15 protein-coding genes and 1 pseudogene are annotated in these 12,138 nt (G+C 70.6%); 8 read left to right on the top strand and 8 right to left on the bottom strand.

Annotated elements, in window-relative coordinates:
• Nucleotides 1–55: 55 nt before the first annotated feature.
• The 3 genes from ACFP2V_RS17890 to ACFP2V_RS17900 form a co-directional block, all read right to left on the bottom strand.
• The gene (locus ACFP2V_RS17890; protein WP_381212873.1) at nt 56–1,756 is read right to left on the bottom strand and encodes an acyl-CoA mutase large subunit family protein; all 1,701 of its coding nucleotides are present in this window, start codon (nt 1,754–1,756) and stop codon (nt 56–58) included.
• Nucleotides 1,757–1,878: 122 nt separating this feature from the next.
• Nucleotides 1,879–2,217, bottom strand: coding sequence for a DUF3817 domain-containing protein (locus ACFP2V_RS17895; RefSeq protein WP_381212877.1), 339 nt, complete (start codon nt 2,215–2,217; stop codon nt 1,879–1,881).
• A 59-nt stretch (nt 2,218–2,276) separates the two neighbouring features.
• The gene (locus ACFP2V_RS17900) at nt 2,277–2,786 is read right to left on the bottom strand and encodes a MarR family winged helix-turn-helix transcriptional regulator (RefSeq protein ID WP_381212880.1); all 510 of its coding nucleotides are present in this window, start codon (nt 2,784–2,786) and stop codon (nt 2,277–2,279) included.
• A 162-nt stretch (nt 2,787–2,948) separates the two neighbouring features.
• Here ACFP2V_RS17900 and ACFP2V_RS17905 point away from each other — a divergent pair, with 162 nt between their 5' ends.
• The 3 genes from ACFP2V_RS17905 to ACFP2V_RS17915 are packed head-to-tail and all read left to right on the top strand — an operon-like array spanning nt 2,949 to nt 5,052.
• Nucleotides 2,949–3,719 carry a hypothetical protein gene (locus ACFP2V_RS17905; protein WP_381212883.1) on the top strand — a complete coding sequence of 257 codons (771 nt, stop codon included), beginning with the start codon at nt 2,949–2,951 and terminating at the stop codon, nt 3,717–3,719.
• Nucleotides 3,716–4,396, top strand: a complete 681-nt coding sequence (locus ACFP2V_RS17910; RefSeq protein WP_381212886.1) for a DUF4166 domain-containing protein — start codon at nt 3,716–3,718, stop codon at nt 4,394–4,396. Before ACFP2V_RS17905 ends, ACFP2V_RS17910 begins: the two co-directional genes overlap by 4 nt.
• Nucleotides 4,393–5,052 (top strand): TetR/AcrR family transcriptional regulator, encoded by a 660-nt coding sequence (locus ACFP2V_RS17915; protein WP_381212889.1) that lies wholly within the window; start codon nt 4,393–4,395, stop codon nt 5,050–5,052. The genes ACFP2V_RS17910 and ACFP2V_RS17915 overlap by 4 nt, the downstream gene beginning before the upstream one ends.
• Before the next feature lie 40 nt (nt 5,053–5,092).
• Here the strand turns inward: ACFP2V_RS17915 and ACFP2V_RS17920 are convergent, their stop codons facing one another.
• Nucleotides 5,093–5,404 (bottom strand): MTH1187 family thiamine-binding protein, encoded by a 312-nt coding sequence (locus ACFP2V_RS17920; RefSeq protein ID WP_381212891.1) that lies wholly within the window; start codon nt 5,402–5,404, stop codon nt 5,093–5,095.
• Nucleotides 5,401–5,745, bottom strand: coding sequence for a DUF3817 domain-containing protein (locus ACFP2V_RS17925; RefSeq protein ID WP_381212894.1), 345 nt, complete (start codon nt 5,743–5,745; stop codon nt 5,401–5,403). The genes ACFP2V_RS17920 and ACFP2V_RS17925 overlap by 4 nt, the downstream gene beginning before the upstream one ends.
• A 320-nt stretch (nt 5,746–6,065) precedes the next feature.
• Between ACFP2V_RS17925 and ACFP2V_RS17930 the strand changes: the two genes are divergently transcribed.
• The 4 genes from ACFP2V_RS17930 (at nt 6,066) to ACFP2V_RS17945 (ending at nt 8,737) form a co-directional block, all read left to right on the top strand.
• Nucleotides 6,066–6,698, top strand: coding sequence for an AIM24 family protein (locus ACFP2V_RS17930; protein WP_381213176.1), 633 nt, complete (start codon nt 6,066–6,068; stop codon nt 6,696–6,698).
• A gap of 1 nt (nt 6,699) precedes the next feature.
• Nucleotides 6,700–7,350 carry an AIM24 family protein gene (locus tag ACFP2V_RS17935; RefSeq protein ID WP_381212897.1) on the top strand — a complete coding sequence of 217 codons (651 nt, stop codon included), beginning with the start codon at nt 6,700–6,702 and terminating at the stop codon, nt 7,348–7,350.
• On the top strand, nt 7,347–8,159 hold the full coding sequence (locus ACFP2V_RS17940) for an AIM24 family protein (protein WP_381212900.1): 813 nt from the start codon (nt 7,347–7,349) through the stop codon (nt 8,157–8,159). The genes ACFP2V_RS17935 and ACFP2V_RS17940 overlap by 4 nt, the downstream gene beginning before the upstream one ends.
• A gap of 101 nt (nt 8,160–8,260) precedes the next feature.
• Nucleotides 8,261–8,737: a MarR family winged helix-turn-helix transcriptional regulator gene (locus ACFP2V_RS17945; protein ID WP_381212903.1), complete on the top strand. Its 477-nt coding sequence runs from the start codon at nt 8,261–8,263 to the stop codon at nt 8,735–8,737.
• Nucleotides 8,738–8,810: 73 nt separating this feature from the next.
• Here ACFP2V_RS17945 and ACFP2V_RS17950 read toward each other — a convergent pair.
• From ACFP2V_RS17950 to ACFP2V_RS17960, 3 genes and pseudogenes are all read right to left on the bottom strand, one after another.
• A pseudogene (locus tag ACFP2V_RS17950) lies at nt 8,811–9,202 on the bottom strand (sensor histidine kinase); the annotation flags it as partial.
• 42 nt (nt 9,203–9,244) lie between these two features.
• A complete protein-coding gene (meaB, locus tag ACFP2V_RS17955; protein WP_381212906.1) occupies nt 9,245–10,201 on the bottom strand; it encodes a methylmalonyl Co-A mutase-associated GTPase MeaB in 957 nt (318 codons plus the stop codon).
• 54 nt (nt 10,202–10,255) lie between these two features.
• Nucleotides 10,256–11,497: an acetyl-CoA C-acetyltransferase gene (locus tag ACFP2V_RS17960; RefSeq protein WP_381212909.1), complete on the bottom strand. Its 1,242-nt coding sequence runs from the start codon at nt 11,495–11,497 to the stop codon at nt 10,256–10,258.
• A 147-nt stretch (nt 11,498–11,644) separates the two neighbouring features.
• Here ACFP2V_RS17960 and mce point away from each other — a divergent pair, with 147 nt between their 5' ends.
• Nucleotides 11,645–12,085 carry a methylmalonyl-CoA epimerase gene (gene mce, locus ACFP2V_RS17965; RefSeq protein ID WP_381212912.1) on the top strand — a complete coding sequence of 147 codons (441 nt, stop codon included), beginning with the start codon at nt 11,645–11,647 and terminating at the stop codon, nt 12,083–12,085.
• The last annotated feature ends 53 nt before the right edge of the window (nt 12,086–12,138 follow it).

Consider the following 12,138-nt stretch of genomic DNA (forward strand, 5'->3'; position numbering starts at 1 on the left):
TGCGGCCAACCCGCCCCGACCCCAGAACCCCACCACAGGACCTAACAAAGCCCTACTAGAAGCCCGCGGGCTCCGTGTACACCCCCCACTCCTCGCGCAGGACGTCGCAGATCTCGCCGAGGGTCGCCTCGACGCGTACGGCGTCCAGCATCGGCTCGATCATGTTGGCGCCGGAGCGGGCCGCGTCGAGCATGCCGGCCAGGGCCGTGCGGACCGCCGCGTCGTCGCGGGCGGCCTTGCGCTCACCGAGGGTGCGTACCTGCTCGCGTTCCACCTCGTGGCTGACCCGCAGGATCTCCAGGTCGCCGGTGACCGAACCGGTATGGACGTTGACACCGACGACCTTCTTGTCGCCCTTCTCCAGGGACTGCTGGTAACGGAACGCCGCCTCGGCGATCTCGCCGGTGAACCAGCCGTCCTCGATGCCGCGCAGGATGCCGGAGGTGATCGGCCCGATGGGGTGCTGCCCGTCGGGGTGGGCGCGCAGGCCCCGCTCCTTGATCTGCTCGAAGATCTTCTCCGCGTCCGCCTCGATCCGGTCCGTCAACTGTTCGACGAACCAGGAACCGCCGAGCGGGTCGGCCACGTTGGCGACGCCGGTCTCCTCCATGAGCACCTGCTGGGTGCGCAGGGCGATCTCGGCGGCCTGCTCGCTGGGCAGCGCGAGCGTCTCGTCGAGGGCGTTGGTGTGCAGGGAGTTGGTCCCTCCGAGCACGGCGGCGAGCGCCTCCACGGCGGTGCGTACGACGTTGTTGTACGGCTGCTGGGCGGTCAGCGAGACGCCCGCGGTCTGGGTGTGGAACCGCAGCCACTGCGCCTTCTCGCTCTTCGCGCCGTACACGTCCCGCATCCAGCGGGCCCAGATGCGGCGCGCGGCGCGGAACTTGGCGATCTCCTCGAAGAAGTCGAGGTGTGCGTCGAAGAAGAAGGACAGGCCGGGGGCGAACACGTCCACATCGAGCCCACGGCTGAGCCCCAGTTCCACGTACCCGAAGCCGTCCGCGAGCGTGTACGCCAGCTCCTGGGCGGCCGTCGACCCCGCCTCGCGGATGTGGTAGCCGGAGACGGAGAGCGGCTTGTAGGCGGGGATGCCGGCCGCGCAGTGCTCCATCAGGTCGCCGATGAGGCGCAGATGCGGTTCGGGCTGGAAGAGCCACTCCTTCTGGGCGATGTACTCCTTGAAGATGTCCGTCTGCAGCGTGCCGTTGAGCACGGCGGGGTCCACGCCCTGGCGCTCCGCGGCGACGAGGTACATGCAGAAGACGGGCACGGCCGGCCCGCTGATCGTCATCGAGGTCGTCACGTCCCCGAGCGGGATGTCCTTGAACAGGACCTCCATGTCGGCGGCCGAGTCGATGGCCACCCCGCAGTGCCCGACCTCGCCCAGGGAGCGCGGGTCGTCGGAGTCGCACCCCATGAGCGTGGGCATGTCGAAGGCGACGGACAGCCCGCCGCCGCCGTTGCGGAGGATCATCTTGTAGCGCTCGTTGGTCTGCTCGGCGTTCCCGAACCCGGCGAACTGCCGGATCGTCCAGGTACGCCCCCGGTAGCCGGTCGGATACAGGCCGCGGGTGAAGGGGTACTCACCGGGCCAGCCGATCCGCTCGAACCCCTCGTAGGCGTCGCCGGGCCGGGGCCCGTACACCGGCTCCACGGGGTCGCCGGAGAGCGTGGTGAAATCTGCGTCGCGCTTGCGCGCGGTGTCGTACCGGGCCTGCCAGCGACGGCGGCCTTCCTCGATGGCGTCAGCTTCCATACCCTCGAATTTACTTGGACGTCCTAGTAAATGTCGACGGCTGACCGCCGCACGCTGCTCCGTACGGCGGTCGGACCCGGCACTGACGCGGGGCCGCGAGGCCGCGCGGTGACGCCCGGTGGCTACGCCTTGGCGGGCGCGGGCGCGTCGGCGGCGACCGGCGACCCCAGCTCACGGGAGATCCTGCGCTCGACGAAAAAGGCGGCGGTCGGGATGGTTCCGGCCAGCAGCACCCAGATCTGCTTCTTGACCGGCCACTTCAGCTTGGAGCCGAGGTCGAAGGCGAAGACCAGGTACAGGACGTACAGCCAGCCGTGGGCGATGCTGACGACCTGCGTGAAGTCGGCCGCGCCGTCCACCTTGAGGGCGTACTTGCCGATCATGCCGATGGTCAGCGCGACGAGCAGGACACCGGTGACATAGGCCATGACCCGGTAGCGGGTCAGCACGCTTCGCTTCATGGCGTCGAGCGTAACCGTCCGTTCCGGCGGATCCCGGACCGGGTCCGGGGTGCCGTCGCTCACTTCTCGTCGAAGTCCCCGGCGGCGAGACGCAGCGGCCTGAGCATCGCGAACAGCTCCGTGCACTCCGCGGCGTCGTAGGCGCCGAGGCCGAAGTCCATCGCCATCAGGTCGCGGGTGGCCGCCTCGACGACCTCACGGCCCTTCTCGGTGATGCTCGCGAGGGTGCCGCGGCCGTCGTTGGGGTTGGGGCGCTTGCCGACCAGGCCCGACCGGACCAACCGGTCCACGGTGTTCGTCACGGAGGTGGGGTGCACCATGAGCCGCTCGCCGATCTTGGACATCGGCAGCTCGCCGGACTTGGAGAAGGTCAGCAGCACCAGGGCCTCGTACCGCGCGAAGGTGAGCCCGTACGGCTTGACGACCGCGTCGACCTCCGCCAGCAGGATCTGGTGGGCGCGCATGACCGAGGTGATCGCGGCCATGGACGGCACGCTCCCCCAGCGCTGCTTCCAGAGTTCGTCGGCACGGGCGATGGGATCGAACGAGAGACTGAGCGGCTTCGGCACGCAGCAGACCCTACCGGCCGGTCACATGCCGGTCAGCCCTGTCTCGCCCTTCGATCAGGGCCTGGACGCCACCCCACCGTTGAGCGTTCGCTCAAAACGACGTACGCTCCCCCTCGCAGCATTTGAGCACTCGCTCAAACACACTGGTGGCAGGGGGTCGACGTGAGGTTGTACATAGAGACACGCGTTCGCGCGGATCTCGACGAGCTGTGGGCGCGCACCCAGGACCCGGCCGAGCACCAGCGCTGGGACCTGCGCTTCACCGAGATCCGTCACCTCCCGCGCGCCGGGGGCGAGTCCCAGCGCTTCCGCTACGCCACTCGTGTACTGCCGTTCCTCACCCTCGCCGGTACCGGCGTCTCGGCCGGTGAGAAGGAGCGCCCGGACGGCACCCGCACCTCCGCGCTCCGCTTCTCCTGCCCCCACCCGCTCTCCCTGCTCGCGGACGGCAGCGGCTACTGGCGTTACGTCCCCGACGGGAGCGGGGAGGGGGCGGGGGACGGGACCGGCGCCGGCGTGCGTTTCCTCACCGGTTACGACTACCGGCCCCGCTGGGGTGCCGTCGGCGCGCTCGCGGACCGGCTGGTGCTGCGGCGCCTGATGGGCTGGGCGACCGCCTGGTCCTTCGACCGGCTCCGGATCTGGCTGGAGCACGGCGTCACCCCCGAGCGCGCCCGCCGCAACTGGCTGACGGAACTGACGCTCCGGGCGGCCGTGATCACCGCCGCCGGCACCGCCCTCGCCCTGAAGCCGGTCGCCCTGCTCGGCCCCTCGGGAGCCTTCCTGTCCCCGCTGCTCCTCGTGGCGGCGATCGCCGCCGCGTTCCTCGCCCCGCCGTCGACCCGCACCCCGGCCGCCCGCCGCTGTCTGCGCACCCCGCCGCCCCAGGTCCGTCCGCCCCGGCTGCTGCGCACCCTGGAGACCCCGCGATGACCTCGATCTTCCGCACCGTGATGGGCGCCGACTTCGACCGCCTCCACCCCGAGCTGCGACGCCGCTTCTCCGTCGGCCTGACGAGCGGCGAGGCCTGCACGGGCCACGGCGTGATGGACCGCGTCTGGCACGGCGGCGCCTTCGTGAAGCCGTTCCTGGCGCTCGGCGCGACCCGGCACATCCTGGTCCCCCAGCAGGGCCGGCACATCCCCTTCACCATCGAGAACGTGCCGTACACCGACGGCTTCGGCCGTGAGACGGTGACCTTCGTGCGCACCTTCCAGCTGCCCGGCCGTCCCCGCCGCTTCGACGCCCAGATGGTGCTGGGCCCCCGGGGCGACCGCATCGTCGACTACCTCGGTACCCACCAGCATCTCGCCACCGACCTCCGCTTCCGCGCGGAACCCGATGGCTCCTTGTCGATCCGCTCGGGCGAACACCGCTTCCGGGAGGGCCCGGTGGACGTGCGCGTGCCCGAGGTCGTCGGCGCGAGGGCCGAGGTGCGCGAGTCCTACGACGAACGCGCCGGCCGCTTCCGGATCCGGGTCGACGTCACCAACCGCCGTTTCGGGCCGCTCTTCGGTTACAGGGGTTCCTTCACCGCCGTCTACAGCGACATCCGCGCGTGCGGGGTGCGCCCGGGGCTGCGTCCGGTCCGTGAGGAGCCGCGCGCGTGAGCCCCGCCGACGGCACCCGAACCGCCGACAGCACCCGGACGAAGCTACTGGAGGGTGCCCTGCGCACGCTCGCCGAGCAGGGCATCGCCAAGGCCTCGGCGCGGGCGATCGCGACGACGGCCGGGGTCAACCAGGCGCTGGTCTTCTACCATTTCGGCTCGGTGGACGAACTGCTCTCCGCCGCCTGCCACCACGGGGCCGAGCAGCGGGTCGCCCGCTACCGCACCCGCCTCGCGGAGGTCGGCTCCCTCACGGAACTCCTCGCCTTCGGGCGGGAGATGCACGACGAGGAACGCGCCGCGGGCCAGGTGGCCCTGCTCGGGCAGCTGCTGGCCGGCGCGCAGACCCACGACAGCCTGAAGGCGGCGACGTCGGCGGGGCTCGGCCTGTGGATCGTGGAGATCGAGAAGGTCCTCGAACGGGTGCTGCCCGGGACTCCGTTCGGCGAGTTCACCGACTCCGGCGGGCTCGCCCGCGCGGTGGCGGCGGCCTTCGTGGGCCTCGAACTGTACGAGGGGGTGGACCCGGCGGGTGCGGGCGCGGCACTGGACGCCCTGGAGCAGCTCGGGATCCTCATCGCCGCCCTGGACGGCCTCGGCCCGGTCGCCCACCGCGCGGTACGCCATCACCTGCGTCGCACGGCCGGGCGCCACTGAGGCGCGGGGCGCCACTGGCGCCCCGCGCCCCCTCGCCGTCCTACGCGCTCTCGTCCCCGCTCCGGTCCAGGTACCGCTCGACGGTGTCGACCTTGGAGGTGAGGCCGTCCTCGACCCCGGGCCGAATGTCCGCCTTGAGGACCAGGGACACCCGCGGGGCGCGCGCCTCGACCGCCGCCACGGCACGCCTCACGACGTCCATGACCTCGTCCCAGTCGCCCTCGACCGAGGTGAACATGGCGTCGGTGCGGTTCGGCAGCCCGGACTCGCGGACCACCCGCACGGCGGCGGCGACGTACTCCCCCACGTCCTCGCCGACACCGAGCGGCGTCACGGAAAAGGCGACGATCACGCGCTCACGACCCCTTCCTTGCGGGCGCGGGACGCGATCACCGCGTCCTCGGTCTCACGCTTGAGCCGGCGCTCGGCGAAGAAGCCGCCGGTGGGCAGAACCGACATCAGGAAGTAGAAGGCGGCGGTCTTCAGCGGCCACTTGGCCCGGTTCCAGGCGTCGGCCCAGAAGATCACGTACAGGACGAAGAGGAATCCGTGGATCGCGCCCAGCGCCGGGACGGCGTTGAACTCCGTGGTCCGCTTCAGGACCGAGGCGACCAGGAGCAGCAGGAACGAGATCGCCTCGGGGCCCGATACCAGGCGGAGACGGCGGAGGGCACTGGCGGTCTTGAGGTCCACGGATCACCTTCGGTGGGAGAGACGGCGGTGTCTGCGAGTCATACCGGGCCCGACGGCCCGATGTCCTGCGCCTGACGCTTTGTGAACGCACGCACAAGCGTCCCGCCCATTGTGGCAAACACCGTCCGCGATCACCGGAGGGGGGCCGGGTCCCGCACCGAACGGCCACCCGCTCGCACGCGCGCACGTCCGCACGCCCTCCCCCGACGGCGGCGCGGCCGGCGCGGCCGGCGCGGCCCCTAGGGGGATCTTTAGGGGGTATCTCCCCCGTCAGGACCTGTTCCGGGGGTGGAGCTGCGGTTACCGTCACAGATGTGGCGATGTTCCGACTTCAGAGCAGCAAGGTGCTCGCCGTCGAGATGACCGGGGACGCCGTGAAGGCGAAGAACGGCTCGATGGTCGCGTACGACGGCGACATGGCGTTCAAGAGGCTCAGCGGTGGCGGGGACGGCATCCGGGGGATGGTGACCCGGCGGCTGACCGGCGAGCAGATGACGGTGATGGAGGTGAAGGGGCGTGGGGTCTGCTGGTTCGCGGACCGTGCCACCGAGATCAATCTGGTCGGCCTTCGGGGGGACACGCTCTACGTGGAGTCGAGCAACCTGCTGGCGACCGACGGCGGCCTGCGCACGGGGACCGGCTTCACCGGCCTGCGCGGCGCCTCGCAGGGCAACGGGCTGTTCACGACCACCGTCGAGGGCCACGGCCAGGCGGCGATCATGTCGGACGGTCCCGCGGTGGTGCTCCGGGTCTCCCCGCAGTACCCGCTGACCGTCGACCCCGGCGCCTATGTGGCCCACCAGGGGAATCTTCGCCAGTCCCTCCAGTCCGGGGTGACGTTCCGCACGCTGCTCGGGGAGGGCGGCGGCGAGGCGTTCCAGATGCGGTTCGAGGGCGACGGGCTGGTGTACGTCCAGCCCAGCGAGCGGAACACGATCGCGGGGGACGTCTGACATGGCCTTCCGGGAGATCAACTCGAAGGTCGTCGAGGCGACCGTGGTGCCGGGCCGGCGGCTGTTCAGTCAGCGCGGCGCGATGCTCGCCTACCGGGGCCAGGTCGGCTTCACCCCCAACATGATGGGCGGCCAGGGCGGGCTCCGGTCGATGATCGGCCGGCGGGTGGCGGGCGAGGACACCCCCCTGATGACCGTCGAGGGCAGCGGCACGGTCCTGTTCGGGCACGGCGGGCACCACATCCAGGTGATCAACCTCTCCGGGGACACCCTGTACGTCGAGGCGGACCGCCTGTTGGCGTTCGAGGGCACGCTGGAGCAGGGCACGATGTTCCTGGGCTCGCAGGGCGGGGTGATGGGCATGGTCCGGGGCCAGGTCTCCGGGCAGGGCCTGTTCACCACCACGCTCAAGGGGCACGGCTCCGTGGCGGTCATGGCGCACGGGGGCGTGATCGAGATCCCGGTCACGCCGCAGCGCCCGGTCCACGTCGACCCGCAGGCCTACGTCGCCCATCACGGCGACGTCCGCAACAAGCTGTCCACCGCGCTCGGCTGGCGGGACATGGTGGGGCGCGGCTCCGGCGAGGCGTTCCAACTGGAGCTCAGCGGCAGTGGCGCGGTGTTCGTCCAGGCGTCGGAGGAGAAGCTTTGAGCACCTACGGAACCCCGGGCGCGGGTCCGCAGCCCGGCGTCACGGTCTTCGACCCGACGACCCTGCCGTCGAACGACAATGTCGATCACTACACCTTCTGCGTGGAGCTCACCGGGAGCCAGTGGTTCCTGCAGAAGGGGAAGATGATCGCCTACTACGGCACGATCGAGTTCAACGGCATCGGGCACGGCCGACTCGACCGAATTGTCCGTACGTCGTTCCATTCGCCTCTGCACGCGAGCGACTGGGTCGTGGCGGAGGGTTCGGGCAAGATGCTCCTCGCCGACCGGGCGTTCGATGTGAATGCGTACGACCTCGAGGATGGCAATCTGACCATTCGCTCGGGCAATCTGCTCGCTTTTCAGCCAAGCCTGTCACTGAAGCAGTCGATCGTGCCGGGTTTCCTGACGCTCATCGGAACCGGAAAGTTCGTGGCCGTCTCCAACGGCCCGGTGGTGTTCATGGAACCCCCGCTCCGGGTGGACCCGCAGGCGCTGGTCGGGTGGGCGGACTGCCCCTCCCCGTGCCACCACTACGACCATGGGTACATGACCGGCGTCATGGGCGGTCTACGTGCGCTGACGGGACTCGGCGGAGCCTCCGGCGAGGAGCACCAGTTCGAGTTCGTCGGGGCCGGCACCGTACTCCTGCAGTCGTCCGAGTCGCTGATGCCGGAGCAGGCCACGGGGGCCGCTCCGCAGCAGGCGGGAGTGCCCGGCGGCGGGGCGTCCGGAGCGCACGGGCAGGCCACGGGGGCACCGCGCCTTCCCGGACAGCTGGGCGACCTCCAGCATCGCTTCGGGCTGTGAGCGGTAGTCTGCGGAGTGTGACATCGAACGCGTGCACGCCGTCACCGTCACAGAGAACCCCTCACTAGTTCGTCTTTCAACTTCTTAGGTAGACTTCATTCATGGAGACCGAGACGGCCACACGCTGGCTGACCAATGCGGAGCAGTGCGCCTGGCGCACCCACCTGGAGGTCAACAGGCTGTTGACGTATCAGCTCGAGAAGGATCTGCAGCCCTTCGGCCTGACAATGAACGACTACGAGATTCTGGTGAACCTCTCCGAGTCGGAGGACCGCCGGATGCGGATGAGCGACCTCGCCGCCGCCACCCTCCAGTCCAAGAGCCGCCTCTCGCACCAGGTCACCCGGTTGGAGAACGCGGACCTGGTCCGGCGGGAGAACTGCGAGTCCGACCGGCGCGGCCTCTTCGCCGTCCTCACCGACCACGGCCTGGAGACCATGCAGAAGGTCTCGCCCCATCACGTGGCGTCGGTGCGCCGGCACTTCATCGACCTGCTCTCCCCCGAGGCCCTCGGCGAGCTGGACAAGGCCCTGAAGCCCATCGCGGAGCACCTGCGCGACCAGCGCGGGCGTCTCTGACCCGGTGACCGTCTGACCCGGTGACGGTCCGAACCGGTGCCCCGGCCCGGTGGCGGTGTGCCACCCGGCCGGGTCAGGTCCCTCGGGTGAGCGGCAGGCGGAGTTCGAACAGGGCTCCGCCCGAGGGCGCCGCACCGGCCGTGAGCGTTCCGCCGTGCCGTACCGCGACGTCCCGCGACGATGGCGAGGCCCAGACCGGCCCCGCCGTCGTCGCGGCTACGGGCGGCGTCCAGCCGGACGAACCGCTCGAAGATCCACTCCCGGTCGGCCTCGGCCACCCCGTCGCCGTCGTCGGCGACCGCGAGCACCGCCCGGCCGCCCTCCCGCCGCACGCTCACCGAGACCGTCTCGCGGGCGTGCCGGCAACCGTTGTCGAGCAGGTCGCCGAGCACCCGGGCCGGCTGTCCCCCGCGACCCGGCCACCTCCGCCGACTCCGTGTCCCCGGTCACCCCCGTCCGTCCCGCGGGCCCTCGCGGACCGGTCCCGGCCCCGCCCCCGGCCCGACGTCAGCCCCGCGTCAGCCCCGCCACCAGTTCGTCCGCCGCGCGGTACGGGTCCAGCTCGCCGCCGATGATCCGTTCCGCCAGTGCGCCCAGGCGGCGGTCGCCGTGCAGGTCGCCGATGCGCTCCCGCAGGGTCGTGACGGCGATCGTCTCGACCTCGCGGGCGGCGCGGGCCAGCCGGCGCTCCGCCAGGACCCCGTGCTCCTCCAGCCACGCGCGGTGCTTCTCCAGGGCCTCGACGACCTCGTCGACGCCCTCCCCGCGCGAGGCGACCGTCTTGACGATCGGCGGGCGCCAGTCGCCGGGGGCGCGGGCCTCGCCGAGGCCCAGCATGTGGTTCAGTTCGCGGGCGGTGGCGTCCGCGCCGTCGCGGTCGGCCTTGTTGACGACGTAGACGTCGCCGATCTCCAGGATTCCGGCCTTGGCCGCCTGGATTCCGTCGCCCATGCCGGGCGCGAGGAGCACCACCGACGTGTCGGCCTGGGAGGCGATCTCCACCTCCGACTGGCCGACGCCGACCGTCTCCACCAGGACCACGTCGCAGCCGGCCGCGTCGAGGACGCGGATGGCCTGCGGCGCGGACCAGGCGAGGCCGCCCAGGTGGCCGCGGGTCGCCATGGAGCGGATGTAGACGCCGGGGTCGGAGGCGTGCTCCGACATCCGGACCCGGTCGCCGAGCAGCGCGCCGCCGGAGAAGGGCGAGGACGGGTCGACGGCCAGGACCCCGACCCGCTTGCCCTGCTTGCGGTACGCGGTCACCAGCGCCGAGGTGGACGTCGACTTGCCGACGCCCGGCGAACCCGTCAGGCCGACCACGTACGCGTTGCCGGTCAGCGGTGCCAGGGCCGCCATGACCTCCCTCAGCTGCGGAGACGCTCCCTCCACCAGGGAGATCAGCCGGGCCACGGCCCGCGGCCTGCCGTCCCTGGCCTGGGCCACCAGAGTGGAGACGTCCTGCATCACTGCTCCGTTCACACGTAGGGATCTGCCAAGAACAACGGCCGGACGGCCTGCTCAGGCCTTGGGTACTCGCACGATCAGCGCGTCACCCTGCCCGCCGCCGCCGCACAGCGCCGCCGCGCCGATGCCGCCGCCGCGCCGCTTCAGCTCCAGCGCCAGGTGCAGCACCAGCCGGGCGCCGGACATCCCGATCGGGTGCCCCAGGGCGATGGCACCGCCGTTGACGTTCACCTTTTCCGTGGACACGCCGAGGTCCTTCATCGACTGCACGGCCACCGCCGCGAAGGCCTCGTTGATCTCGACGAGGTCCAGGTCGGACACCTCCAGGCCCTCCTTCTTGAGGGCGTGGGCGATCGCGTTGGACGGCTGCGACTGCAGGGAGTTGTCGGGTCCCGCCACATTGCCGTGGGCGCCGATCTCGGCGATCCACTCGAGGCCGAGCTCCTGCGCCTTGGCCTTGCTCATCACGACCACGGCCGCCGCACCGTCCGAGATCTGCGAGGAGGAGCCGGCGGTGATCGTGCCGTCCTTGGCGAAGGCGGGACGCAGCTTGCCCAGCGACTCGGCGGTGGTGTCGGCGCGGATGCCCTCGTCCTGGCTGAAGAGGGCCGGGGCGCCCTTGCGCTGCGGGATCTCGACGGGGGTGATCTCCGCCTCGAAGATGCCGTTCTTCTGCGCGGCGGCGGCCCGCTGGTGGGACAGGGCGGCGATCTCGTCCTGCTCCGGACGGCCGATGCCGAGGCGCGTGTTGTGCTTCTCGGTGGACTCGCCCATGGCGACGTTCTCGAAGGAGTCGGTCAGACCGTCGTACGCCATGGCGTCGATCATCTGGACCGCGCCGTACTTGAAGCCCTCACGGGACTTCGGCAGCAGGTGCGGGGCGTTGGTCATGGACTCCTGGCCGCCGGCCACGACCACGTCGAACTCGCCGGCCCGGATCAGCTGGTCGGCCAGCGCGATCGCGTCGAGGCCGGACAGGCACACCTTGTTGACGGTGAGCGCCGGGACGTTCATCGGGATGCCGGCCTTGACGGCGGCCTGGCGTGCCGGGATCTGCCCCGCCCCGGCCTGGAGCACCTGCCCCATGATCACATACTGGACCTGGTCGCCGCCGATCCCCGCACGGTCGAGGGCGGCCTTGATCGCGAAGCCGCCGAGGTCGGCTCCGGAGAAGGACTTGAGCGAGCCGAGCAACCGGCCCATCGGGGTCCGGGCACCCGCGACGATGACGGACGTCGTGCCGTTCGCTGCGGAGGATGTGGATGGTGCGGAAGTTTTGGAAGATGCAGAAGTCATGAGCTGCGATCCCCTTCCGGCTGCACAGCCGAGGAGTGAACGAGGGTTTACTTCGAATGTACTGAGCTGCGGTCCGCCCCGTCATCGGGCCATCGGTGTGATCGCGCGCACGTTGCGTAACCGCCTGGAGACCGTTCCACTGATTCCATGCTGACGCGAATCGACCACATCGGAATCGCCTGCCACGACCTCGACGCGACCGTGGAGTTCTACCGGACCACCTACGGCTTCGAGGTGTTCCACTCCGAGGTCAACGAGGAGCAGGGCGTGCGCGAGGCCATGCTGAGGATCAACGAGACCTCGGACGGAGGCGCGTCCTACCTCCAACTGCTGGAGCCGACCCGGGAGGACTCCACCGTCGCGAAGTGGCTCGCGAAGAACGGCGAGGGGGTCCACCACATCGCTTTCGGTACGGCGGACGTCGACGCCGAGGCCACCGCGATCAAGGACAAGGGCGTACGCGTTCTGTACGAAGAGCCCCGACGCGGCTCCATGGGGTCACGAATCACCTTCCTGCACCCCAAGGACTGTCATGGCGTACTGACAGAACTGGTCACTTCGGCGCCTGTTGAGTCACCTGAGCACTGACCCACGTACATAAGGGCCGGTAGGGTTGGGTGCGGTCGCCGCTCGATCCAGGG

It is taken from the genome of Streptomyces incanus (genome assembly GCF_042656345.1).
GTDB lineage: Bacteria > Actinomycetota > Actinomycetes > Streptomycetales > Streptomycetaceae > Streptomyces > Streptomyces incanus.

Coding starts and splice junctions, on each gene's coding strand:
- mce (WP_381212912.1), top strand. CDS start 11,645: ATGCTGACGCGAATCGACCACATCGGAATCGCCTGCCACGACCTCGAC.
- ACFP2V_RS17910 (WP_381212886.1), top strand. CDS start 3,716: ATGACCTCGATCTTCCGCACCGTGATGGGCGCCGACTTCGACCGCCTC.
- ACFP2V_RS17895 (WP_381212877.1), bottom strand. CDS start 2,217: ATGAAGCGAAGCGTGCTGACCCGCTACCGGGTCATGGCCTATGTCACC.
- ACFP2V_RS17930 (WP_381213176.1), top strand. CDS start 6,066: ATGTTCCGACTTCAGAGCAGCAAGGTGCTCGCCGTCGAGATGACCGGG.
- meaB (WP_381212906.1), bottom strand. CDS start 10,201: ATGCAGGACGTCTCCACTCTGGTGGCCCAGGCCAGGGACGGCAGGCCG.
- ACFP2V_RS17945 (WP_381212903.1), top strand. CDS start 8,261: ATGGAGACCGAGACGGCCACACGCTGGCTGACCAATGCGGAGCAGTGC.
- ACFP2V_RS17960 (WP_381212909.1), bottom strand. CDS start 11,497: ATGACTTCTGCATCTTCCAAAACTTCCGCACCATCCACATCCTCCGCA.
- ACFP2V_RS17890 (WP_381212873.1), bottom strand. CDS start 1,756: ATGGAAGCTGACGCCATCGAGGAAGGCCGCCGTCGCTGGCAGGCCCGG.
- ACFP2V_RS17935 (WP_381212897.1), top strand. CDS start 6,700: ATGGCCTTCCGGGAGATCAACTCGAAGGTCGTCGAGGCGACCGTGGTG.